This window comes from Capnocytophaga sp. FDAARGOS_737 (assembly GCF_009730375.1).
Lineage (GTDB): Bacteria > Bacteroidota > Bacteroidia > Flavobacteriales > Flavobacteriaceae > Capnocytophaga > Capnocytophaga leadbetteri.
The window spans coordinates 2,635,119-2,652,717 of the sequence record NZ_CP046316.1 but is presented as its reverse complement, the minus strand read 5'-3'; the positions used below and the strand labels follow the sequence as shown (position 1 = coordinate 2,652,717).

Below are 17,599 nucleotides of genomic sequence, written 5' to 3'. Positions count from 1 at the left end.
TATTTTTTCGTGGCATTGTTTTTGTGGGAAGTGCCAATGTATTAATAAACAATTTATTATATTTATGAAAAAGAGAATATGCATAGCTACTATAGCCCTTCTTTTTTTAGGAGTGCTGCCGAGCTTAGCACAATCGCTACAGCGCCATAGTCCTGTACCTGCTATAGAATTGGTACAGCCTAGTGGCGAAAAGTTCAACCTTTCCTCTCTAAAAGGCAAATATGTGCTGATAGATTTTTGGGCATCGTGGTGTGGCCCTTGCCGACAAGAGAGTCGCCACCTACGCAAGGCCTATAATACCTACAAAAATCAGAACTTCACTATTGTATCAGTATCAGTAGACAAACCCCGCGACCGCGAAAAATGGTTAGACGCCATCAAGGCCGATGGTTTAGTCTGGACGCAACTTTTAGACGACAAAAAGACTTCTGACAGTTATGGAGTAGAGAGCCTACCTTCAGCATTCCTCATTGACCCTGAGGGCAACTTATTAAGTCAAGGCGAAACCCTACGCGGACAAGACCTAATGAAAACATTAGCAAAATACATAAAGAATTAACCCCTAAGTTAATTTGCCCTTACTTTCACCGAACGATGAGCGAAGGATAATCGAACGATGAGCGAACAAAAGTCGGCGAGCTGGCGCAGCCGAGTATGTGACGAACGATGAGCGAACAATGAGCGAACAATAAGCGAAGGAAAGTCGGCGAGATAGTATAAAAAAAGCTGTCGCAAAGTAAGATTTGCGACAGCTTTTGTTTAGCAACTTTTCACTAATAGCAAAACAGTGCCATATCGAGCTTGTTCTCAAGGCAAAAAGCGATGTTTTCTTTTAAGCCTGTAAATTCACTATTTAAAATAGTAGCGGTATAGCAAACCATTTTCGGCAAAAGCGTATAACACATTTTGAGTATAGTAAAGTTTTTTGATATTGCTTTCGGCTTCAAACTCCTTTTGCCAAGTATTGCCACCATCAGTAGTTTTATAGATAACTTTGTCTAATGATACCCAGCCCGTATTTTCATTTTGAAAAGCCATAGATATATCAGTATTTTCTGAGCCTGTTTTTCTTAGTACAAAAGATAGTTCTTGCCAATTATGTCCTCCATTTGTTGATTTTAGTATTTTATATTTTTCTTCTAACCATAAAATGCTATATCCTACTTCATTAGTGGGGAAATCTATTGAGATTATGTATGATACTAATCCTTCAGAGGCTGATTTGTGTATATATTCTGTCCATTGTCCATTATTACCATTACAGAATAGTATATAAGGTATTTCTTTTTTGTATGGAACATCTTTGTCATACACACCTCCTCCAACCCATATATGGTTTATATCTCTTTGAAAATGAGCTGCTGTGGGAAAAAATACGTTATTTTCTTTTATCATATTAAAATCTTTCCCATTAGTCGATTTATAAACACTGCCATCTTGCGCAACAAATACAATATTTTTCATAGTATCGTCACAAAATACCTTACTGTAGGGTTTATTTTCTATTTCAAAAACAAGTTCTCCTGGATTAATTGTAAAACCCTCTATTCCTTCAGAAGGCACTTTGTAAACTCCTGTTTCCTGTTTTTTAAATCCTGTATAAAGATTAAGTCCTTCATAAGAAGGCGTTATATAAAAATTTGATTGACTTACAAAAGGGCCTGAAGAAGCCCATTTTTTCCAACTAATACCATTATCTTTACTGAAAAAAATTTCACGGTAATACGACATAGCATTACAATAGATACGATCTTTTACAACTTGTACTTGTATATAAGTACTACTTTCATTTTGACTAATATAACGACATTGAGTCTTTACCCATTCCCCTACAGCCTTGTCAATAATACCTATTTTTTGCTCATAGTCATTGGTTACTTTGTTGTCTACCACAGTTTTTTCGCCAAAGTAGAATTTCAACTCTGGCAAATAGGTACTACTGCGGGGTAATACAAGGGTGAGTTTCTTGCCATCGGCTGAAACTGAGGTGATAGTAGCTTCAGTATCTCCAAAAGTTACTTTACATTGTTCTTTTTTAGGGAAATTTTCGCCTAAAATATCCACGCTATCACCTGCATAGCCGTAGTTTTTGCTATACGAAGTGATCACAATTGCTTTTTGTTCTACGGGTGGGGTAACATTTCCGTTACCGTTCCCATTTCCGTTACCATTGTTAGGGTTAGATTCCTCTTTGCTACAAGAAGTGAGTAGTAAGAGCACTAAGCCTACTGCTTTTAAAACTTGTTTCATATACATTTTATTTTTAGCATTTTACATTGCAAAAGTAATATTATTTTTCGTAAACAGAACAAAGGCTGTCGCAAATTTTACTTTGCAACAGCCTTTTTTTATAGATTTAATTCTTATGATCTAAGACTTTCCTCCTACGAGTACTGAGGTCATACTGATAGAACCTCCTACTATTGAATCATTGAAAATCAGCACTTCATCATCTTCTTCTCGCAAAGCCATTACATAGAGCAAAGGCAAGTAATGATCGGGGGTGGGGACTGATAGTTTTGCGTTTTCTCCGAATTGCTCAAAATGAACTAATACCTCTAAGTTATTATCGGTTATCGTTTGATTGATTTGATCACGAAAGGCAAAAGCCCAATCATAACCCTAAATCATTGATATAACGAAAGTTCATCAGGCGTAAGTTATGTATAATATCCCCGCTTGCTAAAATCAATACTCCTTGTTTGCGCAAGGGAGCGAGTTTTTTGGCTAAATCGGCGTGCCATTGAGCAGGCTTGGTAGCATCTAAGCTCAGTTGTACTACGGGAATATCTGCCTTGGGGTACAAGAACTTTAATACCGCCCAAGCACCGTGGTCAAATCCACGTTCGGGGTCTACTTTTAGGTCAGTATCTGCAAGTAGTTCTTTCACTTGTGCTACTAACTCTGGAGAACCTTTAGCGGGATATTGCACTTCGCTGAGAGCTTTTGGAAATCCGTAGAAATCATACATCATTGGAGGGTTAGGGTTTCCCATAATAAATAACCCCTCACTATACCAGTGAGCAGAAATACACAAGATAGCTTTTGGTTTATCAAAAGTCTGTGTGATTTCGGCAAACTTTTGGTTAAAAGGATTCTGCTCATCAAGAGCGTTCATAGGGTTACCGTGTCCTACAAATAGAGCTGGAATTTTCTTAGTCATTAAAAGAATTTTAATTTCTAATTTGCTAATTGAATGCTTAGTTCTTTCAGTTGCGCATCATCGATAGGGGAGGGGGCATCAATCATCACATCGCGACCGCTATTGTTTTTAGGGAAAGCGATAAAGTCGCGGATAGTTTCTTGTCCGCCGAGCAGTGCTACCAATCGGTCGAAACCAAAAGCCAAACCACCGTGAGGAGGAGCACCGTATCGGAAGGCGTTCATCAAGAAGCCAAATTGTGCCTGTGCTTGCTCTGGGGTAAAGCCTAATAGCTCAAACATTTTGGCTTGTAACTCTTGGTTGAAGATACGTATAGAACCACCGCCTACTTCATTACCGTTGAGCACGAGGTCGTAAGCATTTGCACGTACTGCCCCTGGGTTGCTGTCGAGTAACGGAATATCCTCAGGTTTAGGAGAGGTGAAAGGGTGGTGCATCGCAAAGAAGCGCTCTTCCTCTTCGCTCCATTCCAAAAGTGGGAAATCTACCACCCACAGAGGGGCATACTCATCAGGTTTGCGCAAGCCGAGACGCTCAGCGAGTTCCATACGGAGGGCACTGAGTTGTCCACGTACTTTATTTGCCTTGCCTGAAAGGATGCAGATAAGGTCGCCTGCTTGAGCGCCAGTGCGCTCTGCCCACGCTTTGAGGTCATCCTCGTTATAGAATTTATCTACTGACGATTTGAAGGTGCCGTCTTCATTGCATTTTACATATACCATTCCCGAAGCGCCTACTTGCGGACGTTTTACCCATTCTACCAAAGCGTCAATCTCTTTGCGGGTATAGCTGTTAGCACCAGGTACGGCAATACCTACTACTAATTCTGCTTCGTTGAAAACCTTAAAATCGCGGTGTTGCGCAAGGTCGTTGAGCTCGCCGAACTTCATACCAAAACGGATATCGGGTTTGTCGTTGCCATAAGTTTTCATTGCCTCGGCGTAGGTCATACGAGGGAAAGCCCCGAACTCTAAGCCTTTGAGTTCTTTGAGGAGGTGTTTTGCCAATCCTTCAAAGGTCTGGATGATGTCCTCTTGTTCTACAAACGACATTTCGCAGTCTATTTGGGTAAACTCTGGCTGACGGTCAGCGCGGAGGTCTTCATCGCGGAAGCACTTTACAATTTGGAAGTATTTGTCTAATCCGCCTACCATAAGCAACTGCTTAAAGGTTTGTGGCGATTGAGGGAGAGCGTAGAACTCACCTGGGTTCATACGGCTAGGCACTACAAAATCGCGTGCTCCTTCAGGCGTTGATTTGATAAGTACAGGGGTTTCTACCTCTATAAAACCTTGTTCAGAAAGGTAGTTGCGCACCATTATCCCCACTTTGTGGCGGAAAATAAGGTTATCGCGCACAGGGGTACGACGTATATCGAGATAGCGGTACTTCATACGGAGGTCTTCACCGCCATCGGTATTGTCTTCAATGGTAAAAGGAGGAAGTTCAGAATGGTTGAGCAAGGTGAGTGCTGTAACGAGGATTTCCACCTCTCCCGTAGGGATATTTGTATTAGCAGCCTCGCGCTTGATAACAGTACCTTGTATCTGAATCACGTCTTCGCGCGAAAGGGTTTTCGCTTTCTCGAATACTGCTTTGTCAGTGCGTTCTTCGTCAAAAATAAGCTGGGTAATGCCATAGCGGTCGCGTAGGTCTACCCAAATCATAAATCCCTTATTGCGGACGCGTTGCACCCATCCGCTAAGGGTTACTTGTTGGTTTTCGTGCGAGAGGCGTAGCTCTCCACAAGTATGCGTTCTGTACATTTCTTTTAATTATGAATTTTGAATTACTTTTGATATTCTTCTAGTTCCTCAGTAAGAATATCTACATAGGGTTGATGTTTTTGTTTATAGATAAAAGAGATATAATGGTTCCCTATATGAATATTAGGGATAACTCTATTACTTATGAGCAAATCTTTAGGATTTTCTTTTGTAAATAGGGTATGAAAAAGGTAACTTCTAAAATGTTGGGGTGAAATAAAATGATGTTTATCACTTAAGTTCACTGTTAAATAGTTATATAATCTTCTTCTTTATATATTTTTTTCATTATTTCTTCTTTCCGCTTTCTTGCTCTCTCAGCAAGCTCATCCATAAAAGCTAATAGCTTTTCACTGGGGTTTCTAATCTCTATAGTCTCTGCATTATGGGTTTTGTGCAGCACTACTCTCTCGTTTACTTTTTCTTTTTCCATTATGCTCTCTTTTTTTAATGCTATTTAAATTTTGCTAATTGAGCAAAAACTCATCCTCTTCATTGCTTTCAATGCCTAAGGCTTCGTATATGTATTTGAAGGTGGAAAGCAATCGGGGTTTGCCATCGATGAGGGCTACATCGTGTTCGAAGTGGGCTGAAGGTTTGCCATCGGCAGTGAGGATTGTCCAGCCGTCTTTTAGTTGGCGAATACTCTTAGTACCCATATTTATCATCGGCTCTATGGCCACTACCATTCCGTCTTTAAACTTCTTACCATTACCGCGCTTTCCGTAGTTGGGCATCTCGGGGTCTTCGTGCATCTTGCGTCCTACGCCGTGCCCTACGAGTTCGCGCACTACTCCGTAGCCGTGAGCCTCGCAGTGTTGTTGTATAGCGTGTCCCACATCGCCTACACGATTGCCCGCACGAAACTGACGGATACCTATATACAACGATTCTTTGGTTACACGTAATAGTTCTTTTACTTCGGGAGCTACTTCGCCTACCTCGAAAGTATAAGCGTGGTCGCCGTAGTAACCGTTTTTCAAAGCTCCACAGTCTATTGAGATGATGTCGCCCTCTTGTAGCGGACGGTCGTTAGGGATACCGTGTACTACTTGTGCATTAGGACTCATACATAGCGTGTTAGGGAAGCCATACAACCCCAAAAATCCTGGGATTGCCCCCTGACTGCGAATATATTCTTCTGCTATCTTATCTAAGTAGAGGGTGGTTACCCCTGGTTTTACTTCTTTTGCCATTAACCCCAAAGTGCGTGATACCACTTGGGCTGCCTGATGTAGTAGTTCTATTTCTTCGGTTGTTCTAATATGAATCATTTTTAGCGATTAGCTGTTAGTCGTTAGTCGTTAGTCGTTAGTCGTTAGAATACTACGATTTCTAACCACTAACGACTGATAACTAACACCTTTATTTATTTTTTAAATTGTTTTAGTAAATTGGTGGTTGAGCTGTCGTGAGCTGAGATTTCAGTAGTTGCAATGTCTTTAAGAATTTTGCTTGCCAACTGTTTGCCAAGCTCTACGCCCCATTGGTCGTAGCTATAGATGTTCCAAATAACGCCCTCTACGAATATCTTATGCTCGTACATAGCAATAAGGCTACCTAAGCTCTCTGGGGTAAGTTTATCAATAAGGAAAGAAGTGGTAGGACGATTGCCTGTAAATACTTTGAAAGGCACCAACGCTTCGTTTACCTTATCGCCCATTTCTTTGCGCACCTCAGCTTCAGTCTTACCTTTAAGAAGGGCTTCGGTTTGAGCAAAGAAGTTGGCCATTAGCTTGTTATGATGGTCGGTATTACCGTGCAATGAGTGTTTAAAGCCAATGAAATCAGTAGGTATCAATTTAGTACCTTGGTGAATAAGCTGGAAGAACGCGTGTTGAGAGTTCGTACCTGGTTCGCCCCAGATAATCACCCCTGTTTGATAAGGGATAGGGTTGCCATCGCGGTCGGTTTGCTTGCCGTTACTTTCCATTATACCTTGTTGTAGGTATGCTGCTAAGCGGTGCAAATACTGAGTATAAGGAATGATAGCTTGACTTTCAGCTCCGTAGAAGTTGTTGTACCACACACTGAGCAATGCCAAGACTACCGGAATATTGTTTGCAAACGGAGCTGTACGGAAATGCTCGTCTATAGCGTGCGCTCCTTTGAGCAATTTATCAAAATTGTCATATCCTACTGATAGAGCGATGCTCAAGCCTACGGCACTCCACAATGAGAAGCGTCCGCCTACCCAATCCCACATAGGGAATACGTTATCAGGGTCGATGCCGAATTTGTCAATCTCTTGTAGGTTAGTAGACACCGCTACAAAGTGTTTAGCAATATCTTTCTCGCTACCTGATTTGAGAAACCATTCTTTTACAGTAAGAGCGTTAGAAAGGGTTTCTAATGTAGTGAAAGTTTTAGATACAATCACTATCAGGGTAGTTTCTGGATTGAGGTGCTTAATGGTTTCGAGCACGTGGTCACCATCTACATTGCTGATGAAATGTACATTGAGGTGATTTTTGTAGAACTTAAGTGCCTCTGTTACCATTGCTGGACCTAAATCAGAGCCACCAATACCAATATTTACTACATCGGTAAAGGCTTTACCGCTATAACCTTTGCGTTTGCCACTGATGACTTCCTCGCTAAACTGTTTGATTTTGTGCTTTACAGCTGCTACTTCGGGCATTACGTTCTTGCCATCGACATTCACTACGCTGTTTTCGGGCGCGCGAAGGGCTGTGTGCAAAACCGCACGTTTTTCGGTGTTGTTAATAAGGTCGCCACCGAAGTACTTTTCGATAGCCTCTTTAAGGTTACACTCGTCCGCTAATTGCTCGAGGAGCTTCATTGTTTCCTCATCAATGCGGTTTTTAGAATAATCTACATAGAAATCGTGCCACTGAATGCTGAATTTATCAGCGCGAGCAGCATCTTTCTCGAAAAGAGAAAGGGTATGGCGGTCTTTTACTTCCGCGAAATGTTTTTGCAATGCTTTCCAAGCATTGGTTTGTGTTGGATTACTATTTTTTAACATTTTTAGTATAATTATTTATTAGTTGTTAGTCGTTAGTCGTTAGAAAGGGGGTTGGTTTTGTTTTCTAAATAAAACTTGTTAAATCAAGGAACATTAGTCGGGTGGTATCGTCTTTATCTCCTTCTATTAAAAACTTAAATCCCATCTTTTGATAAAAAGGTACTGCCTGCTTATAAGCATCAACCGTGATAAGTCTGCAGGCTTGTTCCTCATTCATCTTGATACATTTACTAATGATGTTTGCCATAATCACAGAACCTAATCCTTTACCTTTGAAAGTTTTATCAATAGCTAAACGCCCTATCTTAAGAGCTGGTATTGTTTTTAAATGTCGTTTAGGATAAGGCACTAACTCTCTTAAGAATTTTCTGAACTGACTCTTGCTGGTAAACATTTCTTCCTTTAATTGTAAGCTATCATTCAGCAAACTGTAATAACCTAAGGTCTGTTTATCATTCTCCATTACAAAAGTGGTAGCCAGCAATTCTTTTCGATAAGGAACTGCTTCATTAAATAGAAAATCGTTCAAATCTTCGTCTTCACAATCAAAAGGTTTTATCGGATAGTTTTCTGTGAGCAATAAAATAGATATTTCATCTGCATTATTTTTCATCGCCTACAACTTTTACTTTAAACATCGTTCTAAATTTAGCAGCATCTCTCTCTATACTCTCGCGAGTAATACCTAATTTTTTTAAATCATCTTTGAAAGAGGCCATTTTTTTATAGAACTCTATTACATCTTGTCCCTCTAATACAGGGGTTGGTTTTATCTCTCTTGCCATAGTTTTCAGATTTTAATTGTTTTCAAAATGCAAATGTACAAAATAATCGTAAAACACGAAAATTGTTATCTCTTCTCTATCAAATAACTTATCAAAATACCACAAACTCATCTTTCAACTTTTTAGTTATTTGTAACGTGTGATGTTGTCCTCTGTCATCAATCGGAAAATGGAGGGGTGTTTAGGTAAATAAAGCACTTCTATTTCTTGACCTTGATAGAGATTTTCATAGACATCTTTAGCAATTTTACCATTGACCTTATGGGATTGTCCGCTTTGCTTATCATTATATGTTATCCTTATAGTGTAAGTAGTATAAATGCTGCCTCTTCTGCGACTGGTGTCTTTTTGCCGCTCTTCAATAGTTGCTTGGGTATAAACTCCTTCTGCTTTAAGTAAATTCTCAATACGATGACTTATCAATTGGTAAAACAAAATACTCGACCCCACCATTATGGCATACGTAATGGCCACACTGATAAAGTTATTTGACTTAGCCTCTTTATCGTACATAGCGGTGTAGAGTTCGCTAAAATTTTTAACCTTGGCCATAGCCAAATAGGAAAGAACCCCTACCGATATGCCTAAGGCTATTGCGCAGGGAATGCCATAAGTTTCAAAGCTATCTATAGGGAAAAACACAAGAGCAAGAGCCATTACTGAAACCGCTGTGATTGTCCAAAAGATTCGAATTGAAGGCATATTGTTATTTATGTTCTAAAAATGCAAATATACAAAATTATTGCCTATTTAGCAAACTTAAGTTATCGCTTTAGTAGATAGTTTATTACGGTGGCAGCGGCGTGGAGTCCGAAGGCGGCTGGGAGAAAACTGATGGTGCCGTAATACGACTTCTTATAATCTAAGCCATCGGTGCGCTGCATACTGTCCTTAGAAACTATCTCTGCCGAAAAGACCGCCTTTACTCCGGAATCGATGTGTTCGTTTTTGAGTCGTTTGCGGATGAACTTCGCCAATGGGCAATTATAGGTCTTCATCAAATCGACGACCTTTATTTGCGAAACATCGGTTGCCCCTCCTGCCCCCATACAACTGACTATCTTTACGCGTTTGCGCTTTGAGGACAAAATAAGATTGAGCTTCGGAGTGATGCTATCGATGCAGTCTATCACATAATCGTAGTCAGGGGTGACAATATCCCACGCGCGCTCAGGCGATAAAAACTCGTTTATGACCGTAAGGTTAAGAGCGGGGTTGATGTCTAAAAGGCGCTCTGCTACTACTTCTGTTTTAGGTTTGCCTATGGTGCTATGCAAAGCGGGTAGCTGGCGGTTGATATTAGTGAGCGATACCACATCGCCATCTACTATAGTGAGGTTGCCTATGCCTGCACGAGTGATAAACTCTGCCGCAGACCCCCCTACTCCGCCCAATCCTACTATTAGCACCCGGGCATTTTGCAATTTTTGTATCCCTTCTTCTTTTACGAGGAGTTCTGTTCGTTCTAACCAGTTCACTTTTGCTCTTTTAAGGGGAAGTTAAATTTTGCATACTCTTTTTTGGTGTCGCCCTCCTTCAAAAGGGGTAGCGAGGAAAGTCTCGACAATGGCTACTGCCTGCTCTATAGCGGTGAAACGCGCTGGGATACTCACCACATTAGCGTCGTTATGAGCGCGAGCGAGAGCGGCGATTTCTTTTGTCCAGCAGAGGGCGCAGCGTATAGAAGCGTGTTTATTGACGGTCATAGCGATACCGTTGCCGCTGCCGCAAATGACAATGCCCACTTGTGCTTTGCCTTCTTCGATAGCACGGGCAACCGCGTGCCCAAAGTCGGGGTAATCTACACTCTCGGGAGTGTCGGTTCCGCAATTAAGTACTTGATGCCCTTGTGCTTGGAGGGCTGTTATGATGGCCTGTTTGTAGGCTACTCCGGCGTGGTCATTACCTATAGCAATATTCATTTTTTGTATGGTGTTTTAAATATTTTTGCAAAACTAATAAATAATTGGTAATTAATAAAAATTATTTGATTAATGGGAGGGCTGAGAAGGCTGAGAGGATTGAGAGGGCTGAGAAGGCTGGGAGGATTGGGAGGGCTGTGAAGAATGGGAAGGCTGGGACGAGTGGGAGGGCGAGCCGCACCGGCGATTATGGGACGGGTGGGACAGGTGAGACGAGTGAGACAAGTGGGACAGGTGGGACAAGTGGGAGGGCGAGCCAAAGCCAGCGAATGCATGGAGCTGGGTATGTGGGGGCGATTGTGGGACAGGTGGGGCGGGTGGGAGTGCGAGCCGCACCGGCGATTGTGGGACGAGTGGGAGTGCGAGCTGCACGGGCGATTGTGGGACAGGTGAGACGAGTGGGACGAGTGGGACGAGTGGGACAAGTGAGACGAGTGGAACGGGTGGGAGTGCGAGCCAAAGCCAGCGAATGCATGGAGCTGGGTATGTGGGGGCGATTGTGGGACAGGTGAGACAAGTGGGACAAGTGGGAGGGCTGAGAAGGCTGGGAGGATTGGGAGGGCTGGGTAGGATATTTTTCTGGGGTTTAGTGGGGAATTAGATGTTTATACTTTGGCGGTCTTTCGAAATTTGTTCGGTGATCCTAAAGGGAAGCTATATCCAAAGTAAAGGGAAAGTATAGGGGGAAAATTTTTCTTATATTTAACCTATAGGCAAAAAACATTATTAAAAACGTGTTTAAACTTTTTTGAGGAACTTGAACGCAAGACATATATAGTTTTCTTTTTTACTTTCCTACACTTAAAAAGGGAATAATCCAATTATTTATTGTATCTTTGCCCAAAGTTCCTGAATTTTGGTGTTCTTTTTTTTCAAACACAAAATTACTAATTTTCGGGAACTTTTACTTTATTATAGAAATAAGTTTAAACAGCTTCAAAAAGAGAAAAGAAGAAAAAAGAGAAGTTAATTTTAAAATATTCAGATGGTAAAGATTTATTATTTTATTTCAGCGTGTTTATTGTTATTTTCTTGTAACAATAACAATACCCAAGTATCATCTTCTGATGATACTACAGATACTATTTCCTCTATCAAAAGAGATACCATAGTAGAAAAAGATACAATTGCACCAATTCAAGTGCCTAAAGAAGAAACTGATGAAGCTACAAAAATGATTTTGGAATTTTATGATAAGTACATCAGGCAACGAGATAAAATACCGTGCTCTGATTTATATGAAGAAGAAAAAAAATGTGAAGATGAATTGATAAGAATTAAGAAAAATTATTTATCAAATAAATTGATAAAAAAAATAAAACCTACTGAAGATAGAGATATGGATTTTATTCTAAATGCCCAAGATATCAACCTAAAATGGTTAGACTCTCTTAAAGTAAAGAAAATAAGTTCAGAAAGATATAATGTTTATATTTTTGATTTCTTTTTTAATAGATATGATAGCGTACAATTAAAAGTAGCTAAGAAGAAGGATAAGTATATTATTGATGATATTATATTTTAAAAGATTCTGATGAACAAAAATTTATAACTGCAATGAATAATTTTGGTTTTAACAAACAAATTACAGGAAAAGACAAGAAAAAATTTGATAATGCAATTCAAGAGAAAAAGGGTTCTTTGCATAATAGTCATTTACATTCAAGATTTAATAAAAGTGTTATAAAAAGAATTTTATTATCGTTTTTAATAATAATTTTTTCTTGTCAGAATAAAAGTAAATCTCAAACGGATTATCAAAATCAAGAGCTACCAAATATAAATAAAGAAATTACAGATAGTTTATTAGGAAGTCCTTTAATTGGAGATAAATTGTTTATAGAAAAATTAAAAGAAACTTGTAGTATAGATTATTTCAATAGAGAAGATTCTTGTTTATATGATAAAATTGAAATTAATTATTATAAACTATTCAGAAAAGAAAAAAAATTAATGGATAGTATCACATTAAATAGTAATATAAACTTGAAATTTAAAAATAATTTGATTGTTAAAAATAATCACGAAGAACATATAAAAACTATATTGTATTCTTACTTAAACAATGATATAATAGATTCTTTATTATGTTACGAATACTATAATAATGCAAATACATTATCAGCATATGAAAAATACTATTATATAAACTTAAAAAAACAAAAAATTTCAACTGTATATCTTGTATATGATGAATCTTCTATAATAGTGGATAATTATGAAGAATATAAAATAGATAATACAACAGGAAAGTTTAAAAAAATAGAAAAATGAGAAAGATAATTTTATTTTTATTATTTGTTAATTTTATAGCTTGTAGACAAAAACCGAAGGTTACAGAAAAAGAGACAGAAAAAAAAGAAACTACAACTCAGCAAGAGTTAAGTTATCCTCCAAAAGAAATTTCGTTTGATGATTTAGAAGAAGTTTCGTTGCCTTTTTGTATAAAAGGTAGTTATGTGAAAGATCATTTGTATTATGTAGATATTGATAAATTTTTAGGCTTTCATAAGTTAAAAAAATCGTTAAACAAGGAAGTAAATGCCCTTTTTCATAAAGGTACGATTGATTTTATAACTAATGAAGAAGTTTTGATAGCTTACCCCTATTATCAAGAAAGTGAGGACTCTCCTCCTTTTGCTGTAAAGAAAATACAAATAAATGATTCTATAACTACCGTTCTATATGGATATATACGAATAAATGAATATTCAGTACCGCGTATAGAGTTACAAACATTTGATAAACAAGGGAATTATATAGACAGTATCATTCTTTATTATCGCCTCGCTGATGAATGTTCATCAGAGCGAACATTTTGCATTGATAAGAACTTTAAAATAAAAATTCAAACAGATTTTTTTTGTTCAGGAGAATTAGATGAAGGAGAAGATTTTTCTTATCATAGTACTGACATATTTAAAATCACTGAAACAGGAAAGATAGTGAAACAATGAAATTAATTTATCATAAAACGTGTTTAAACTTTTTTGAGGAACTTGGAGATAAACCCTAATAAAAGCATTCCAATCCAAGTTACATCAAGATACTCGTATCTCATTATCAAACCTTTATATCCGTCAAGCCAACCATTTGCTTGTTCAATTTTAAACCTATTTTTGTACAATTCTTTATCAAAATAAACATCTGGTTGCTCTCCATTTCGGGGATTAGGCTCTTTTTACTACACTTAAAAAGGGAATAATCCAATTATTTATTGTATCTTTGCCCAAAGTTCCTGAATTTTGGCGTTCTTTTTTTTTTCAAACACAAAATTACTAATTTTCGGGAACTTTTACTTTATTATAGAAATAAGTTTAAACAGCTTGATAATAAAAGAATCTCTTTTACTCAATGGCAAATAAAAATTATGCAGAATGAAGTTGAAAAATATTACAATGATAAGGAATAAAATAATATACATTGGTTGTTTATTTATATTTTTTATGGAGGGATATGCTCAAAAAATTGAACCTATTCCTTATAATTATCATTTATATAAAAAAAATAGATTCATCAGATGTAGTAAGCCCTTTTGATGAAATAGAAATTGCCTCTTTTGTAAAGAGGCATAAAATAAATAAAAAAGGGCAAATTTTAGAAATCCGTTTGGATGATAAACCTCAATATATAATTGAACATAATATTTCTCTTTTAAATAATTATTTTTCTAAAAAAGTAACGATTGGATTAGAAAAAGTAACAATCTTAAATGGTTATTCTGTAGAATATGAAGTGTTCTATTATCAAAAAGACAAAAGGTTAACACTGAAAAAAATAAGCTATAAAAAAGGGACGATAAATGGGGTATATATAACAAAAGATATGAACGACAATCTTTTATATAAAACCCAATTTACAGATGGTTCTGGTTACTGGAAAGATTTTTATTATGAAAGTGGAAATATAAAAGAAGAAGGCAAAGTAGAGAACAATTGCAAGGTAGGAGAGTGGAAATACTACAACAAAAATGGCACTATTGATAGCCTAAAAATCTATTCTATAAAAGATAGTGTAGATGTCCGCTTTCCTCATTGCTTATTTAATAAAAATGAACCTTGCTATTGAGAGAATATGACCATCCAAATTTTAAGCGGATAGCCTTTTTTGTTTATTCTCCCTCTTTCTTCACCAAATGCCTCAGTTCAGGGTCATTGGCGATACGTTCTTTCTCGCGTTCAATGATTTCAATGACATCTAACTTTATCTGGCGATAATTGGCTTCTACCTGTTCTTTGGTAGTATCGTTGCCATTAGCATCAGTAAAGGAGAGGACTTCGGGGATTTTCTGGTAGGCTTTGGTCTCAGCAGCTACTTTCTTGTTATCTACTATAATCTGAGCGTGGAATATCTTCTGGTCTATGCGCTCATCAAAGTTGTCAGAGACTGCTCCAACGAACATTTCTTGAGTGAGGTTGGCAATCTTGCTGGCAGGGATAAGACTGTCTAACTGCGTAGATATAGAAGTAGAAGTATCATTGCGGTTGATAGTCATTGACTGCCGCTTTTGCAGTACTTTTCCAAACCGCTCTGAGAGTGTTTTTGCTGTCTCCCCCTGCTGGCGCGAACTTATAGCTCGTGCCTACTATATTTGCCGTGCAATATATTAAATTTTAACGCATATGAAACAGTTATTAAAAAAAATGGGAGCTATACTGCTCATTGCCTTTTCAGTAAGTTCTTGTACAAGAGCTTTTATTACTTTCTACAACAAAAAAGACCCTATGAAGAAAAAAAGCGTATGGGTAAAAGAAGAGCGCGAAATTATCCATATCCCGATGATTCACGTCGCAAGGCAAGAATATTACGACAAAGTAAAACAGTTTATAACTGAAAAACGCCAACAAGGATATGCTATCTACTACGAAGGCGTAGTAACAGGAGGAGAAACTAAGCAAGAACAAGATACTATTATGATGAAAGTACGCAAAATATTATGCATAAATATCTCTGGTGGCTATGATGACGAAAAAAATAAATCTACCCCCAAGTTTTATAAGAAGTTTGTAGCGCAGACTAAAGAAAATACTGGTATTATAGAAGGTGATACCCGCGCTGATACTAATTTTAAAGACCTTATACACCTTATAGAAACCGAAGAGAAAGTAAAGATTGCCTTAGATAGTTGCGATTATGCTACGCCTATGAATGCTAAGTATACTTGTGCCAACTACAAACAATACAAATACTTATTAACGCGCCATTATAGAGATGAATATTTATTTGATTTCATCAAAAAATCTACTGATAAAAAAATTATATTGCTGTATGGAGAAGCTCATAAGTGGAATCTATACCCCCTCTTAAGAAAAGATGGCTTTATACTAAAAGAAGGTAATCGCAGCACTATGAAAATATATGGAGGCGATACCAAATGGTAAAGGTTTGATAATGAGATACGAGTATCTTGATGTAACTTGTATTGGAATGCTTTTATTAGGGTTTATCTCCAAGTTCCTCAAAAAAGTTTAAACACGTTTATTATGAAAAAAAATAGTATAATAATCATAGTATGTATTTTTTCTATATTTTTATTTTATTTTAAAAATACAGATTATGTAAAAAAGATATATAATAATATGAATAATAACTATGAATGGCTGGTATTAACAGCTGCAGATGATGGTTATCCAATGGAAATAATCTATGGAGAGTTAACTGATCCGATCGGAAGAGGAGGAAATATTCCTACTGGTCAACTGTTAAGAAGTCGTTTATTTGGTGATGCAGGGATGATGATAGTGGGGGATGAATTTCGTCCACTACCTCATAAAATGAAAATTAAATGGTTTTCTTATGCTGAGAATAAATTCTTTAAGGGTGAGTTTGATTTAGACCATAAGTATATTGAAGCTATTTTTGAACAGGAGGAATATATTTACAGAGATGGAGGAGGCATTGACTTTAAGGTAGTACCTATTCCAGGTGGAAAAGTAATGTTGTATTTGTATGGTGTGAATACCTTTTTATTAGGAATTTACCAAGGAGAAGAATATATAGTTAAGGATGATGATGCTTTTCATAGGGAAATGCGACTAATGAAAGGGACAGTAGCAGGAGAAGATACAAGGTTGGAATATGTAAAATTCTTTCAGGAAGAATTACCTAAGCAGACATTAAATGAAATAAAGAATAATACTATTCCCACTGATATTTGGGATAAAATTAGTGTGAAATATCCTTGGCGCTTTACATTTCATTTAGTAGATAGAAATGATTATCCTGAAAAAATAGTTGGAGAAGAAGAGAATCACGTTGTGTTTATCAATGCTGAGAGGAGGTTAAAACTTAATGAAGTGAATTATTTTATTACACCTGAACCTAAGCCTATTCCTATTGAATTGGCAACTACTTTTGATGCTCCTGGAGGGAGGTATGAGTTTAGGGTATTTCCAGGTAATGTAGGCGGTAAGGAGTTTTCTGTTTTACCTTATGACCAATATCGCAAACGAGAGCAACAACTTGTAAAGCTTTTTAAGGAGTTTTATGAAAGGATAGGAAAACAGCCCTTTGATCTACATTTAGAAATAGATGAAAAATTTGAAAATCCTAAGCTATACCTAAAAAAAGATGATATAATGCAAGAAATCCCCAATGTAGAGTTTGAGCTATTTAATAGTACATTTGACATCCAATTATATCCAAAAGAGTAATCTATGAAAGGCACTTACTACAAAACCCCCATAGACTTCAAGGCGTTGATAGAGAAGCGCGACCTTGCCAAGACCACCTTAGAGACCTCTATTGACCAGCAACTCTTCTTATTAGCCACCACAGCTTGGGGAGAATGCAAGTTTGGAGAAGCTCATAAGTGGAATCTATACCCCTTACTCAGAAAAGATGGCTTTATACTAAAAGAAGGCAATCGCAGCAATATAAGAATATATGGAGGTGATACCAAATGGTAAAGGTTTGATAATGAGATACGAGTATCTTGATGTAACTTGGATTGGAATGCTTTTATTAGGGTTTAT

At 37.5% G+C, this 17,599-nt stretch carries 20 protein-coding genes and 1 pseudogene; 9 read left to right on the top strand and 12 right to left on the bottom strand.

Annotated elements, in window-relative coordinates:
- Window positions 1–64: 64 nt before the first annotated feature.
- Complete coding sequence (locus FOC45_RS11915; protein ID WP_009388441.1) at window positions 65–559, top strand: TlpA disulfide reductase family protein; 495 nt, start codon at window positions 65–67, stop codon at window positions 557–559.
- 290 nt (window positions 560–849) lie between these two features.
- Here the strand turns inward: FOC45_RS11915 and FOC45_RS11910 are convergent, their stop codons facing one another.
- The 11 genes from FOC45_RS11910 to rpiB form a co-directional block, all read right to left on the bottom strand.
- Window positions 850–2,250, bottom strand: a complete 1,401-nt coding sequence (locus FOC45_RS11910; protein WP_231121865.1) for an IPT/TIG domain-containing protein — start codon at window positions 2,248–2,250, stop codon at window positions 850–852.
- A 364-nt stretch (window positions 2,251–2,614) separates the two neighbouring features.
- A complete protein-coding gene (locus tag FOC45_RS11905; RefSeq protein WP_009388448.1) occupies window positions 2,615–3,163 on the bottom strand; it encodes a dioxygenase in 549 nt (182 codons plus the stop codon).
- A gap of 17 nt (window positions 3,164–3,180) precedes the next feature.
- Window positions 3,181–4,929: an aspartate--tRNA ligase gene (gene aspS, locus FOC45_RS11900; RefSeq protein WP_009388449.1), complete on the bottom strand. Its 1,749-nt coding sequence runs from the start codon at window positions 4,927–4,929 to the stop codon at window positions 3,181–3,183.
- Window positions 4,930–5,176: 247 nt separating this feature from the next.
- Window positions 5,177–5,362 carry a hypothetical protein gene (locus FOC45_RS11895; protein ID WP_009388451.1) on the bottom strand — a complete coding sequence of 62 codons (186 nt, stop codon included), beginning with the start codon at window positions 5,360–5,362 and terminating at the stop codon, window positions 5,177–5,179.
- A gap of 34 nt (window positions 5,363–5,396) precedes the next feature.
- Complete coding sequence (gene map / locus FOC45_RS11890) at window positions 5,397–6,203, bottom strand: type I methionyl aminopeptidase (protein ID WP_009388452.1); 807 nt, start codon at window positions 6,201–6,203, stop codon at window positions 5,397–5,399.
- Window positions 6,204–6,298: 95 nt separating this feature from the next.
- A complete protein-coding gene (pgi, locus tag FOC45_RS11885) occupies window positions 6,299–7,918 on the bottom strand; it encodes a glucose-6-phosphate isomerase (protein WP_009388454.1) in 1,620 nt (539 codons plus the stop codon).
- Between the two features lie 64 nt (window positions 7,919–7,982).
- The gene (locus FOC45_RS11880; RefSeq protein WP_009388456.1) at window positions 7,983–8,531 is read right to left on the bottom strand and encodes a GNAT family N-acetyltransferase; all 549 of its coding nucleotides are present in this window, start codon (window positions 8,529–8,531) and stop codon (window positions 7,983–7,985) included.
- Window positions 8,521–8,703: a hypothetical protein gene (locus FOC45_RS11875; protein ID WP_009388458.1), complete on the bottom strand. Its 183-nt coding sequence runs from the start codon at window positions 8,701–8,703 to the stop codon at window positions 8,521–8,523. The genes FOC45_RS11880 and FOC45_RS11875 overlap by 11 nt, the downstream gene beginning before the upstream one ends.
- Before the next feature lie 126 nt (window positions 8,704–8,829).
- Complete coding sequence (locus tag FOC45_RS11870) at window positions 8,830–9,405, bottom strand: DUF3592 domain-containing protein (protein ID WP_034540219.1); 576 nt, start codon at window positions 9,403–9,405, stop codon at window positions 8,830–8,832.
- Window positions 9,406–9,467: 62 nt separating this feature from the next.
- Window positions 9,468–10,181 carry a ThiF family adenylyltransferase gene (locus FOC45_RS11865; protein WP_009388461.1) on the bottom strand — a complete coding sequence of 238 codons (714 nt, stop codon included), beginning with the start codon at window positions 10,179–10,181 and terminating at the stop codon, window positions 9,468–9,470.
- Between the two features lie 21 nt (window positions 10,182–10,202).
- Window positions 10,203–10,625 (bottom strand): ribose 5-phosphate isomerase B, encoded by a 423-nt coding sequence (rpiB, locus tag FOC45_RS11860; RefSeq protein WP_009388463.1) that lies wholly within the window; start codon window positions 10,623–10,625, stop codon window positions 10,203–10,205.
- Between the two features lie 269 nt (window positions 10,626–10,894).
- On the opposite strand from rpiB, the gene FOC45_RS12035 reads away from it, so the two are divergent.
- The 5 genes from FOC45_RS12035 to FOC45_RS11835 all read left to right on the top strand — a co-directional run bounded on the left by FOC45_RS12035 (window position 10,895) and on the right by FOC45_RS11835 (window position 14,693).
- Entirely contained in the window at window positions 10,895–11,137 is a 243-nt protein-coding gene (locus FOC45_RS12035; protein ID WP_196774060.1) for a hypothetical protein, read from the top strand.
- A 473-nt stretch (window positions 11,138–11,610) separates the two neighbouring features.
- Entirely contained in the window at window positions 11,611–12,150 is a 540-nt protein-coding gene (locus tag FOC45_RS11855) for a hypothetical protein (RefSeq protein ID WP_009388467.1), read from the top strand.
- 32 nt (window positions 12,151–12,182) lie between these two features.
- On the top strand, window positions 12,183–12,899 hold the full coding sequence (locus FOC45_RS12030) for a hypothetical protein (protein ID WP_009388470.1): 717 nt from the start codon (window positions 12,183–12,185) through the stop codon (window positions 12,897–12,899).
- The gene (locus FOC45_RS11845) at window positions 12,896–13,582 is read left to right on the top strand and encodes a hypothetical protein (RefSeq protein WP_009388471.1); all 687 of its coding nucleotides are present in this window, start codon (window positions 12,896–12,898) and stop codon (window positions 13,580–13,582) included. Before FOC45_RS12030 ends, FOC45_RS11845 begins: the two co-directional genes overlap by 4 nt.
- Before the next feature lie 511 nt (window positions 13,583–14,093).
- Window positions 14,094–14,693, top strand: coding sequence for a toxin-antitoxin system YwqK family antitoxin (locus FOC45_RS11835; RefSeq protein ID WP_155846673.1), 600 nt, complete (start codon window positions 14,094–14,096; stop codon window positions 14,691–14,693).
- A gap of 43 nt (window positions 14,694–14,736) precedes the next feature.
- Here the strand turns inward: FOC45_RS11835 and FOC45_RS11830 are convergent.
- A pseudogene (locus FOC45_RS11830) lies at window positions 14,737–15,195 on the bottom strand (conjugal transfer protein TraG); the annotation flags it as partial.
- A 52-nt stretch (window positions 15,196–15,247) separates the two neighbouring features.
- Between FOC45_RS11830 and FOC45_RS11825 the strand changes: the two are divergent.
- From FOC45_RS11825 to FOC45_RS11810, 3 genes are all read left to right on the top strand, one after another.
- A complete protein-coding gene (locus FOC45_RS11825; protein ID WP_009388476.1) occupies window positions 15,248–16,006 on the top strand; it encodes a hypothetical protein in 759 nt (252 codons plus the stop codon).
- A gap of 102 nt (window positions 16,007–16,108) precedes the next feature.
- Entirely contained in the window at window positions 16,109–17,278 is a 1,170-nt protein-coding gene (locus tag FOC45_RS11815) for a DUF2931 family protein (RefSeq protein ID WP_155846672.1), read from the top strand.
- A 3-nt stretch (window positions 17,279–17,281) separates the two neighbouring features.
- On the top strand, window positions 17,282–17,533 hold the full coding sequence (locus FOC45_RS11810) for a hypothetical protein (RefSeq protein WP_009388478.1): 252 nt from the start codon (window positions 17,282–17,284) through the stop codon (window positions 17,531–17,533).
- The last annotated feature ends 66 nt before the right edge of the window (window positions 17,534–17,599 follow it).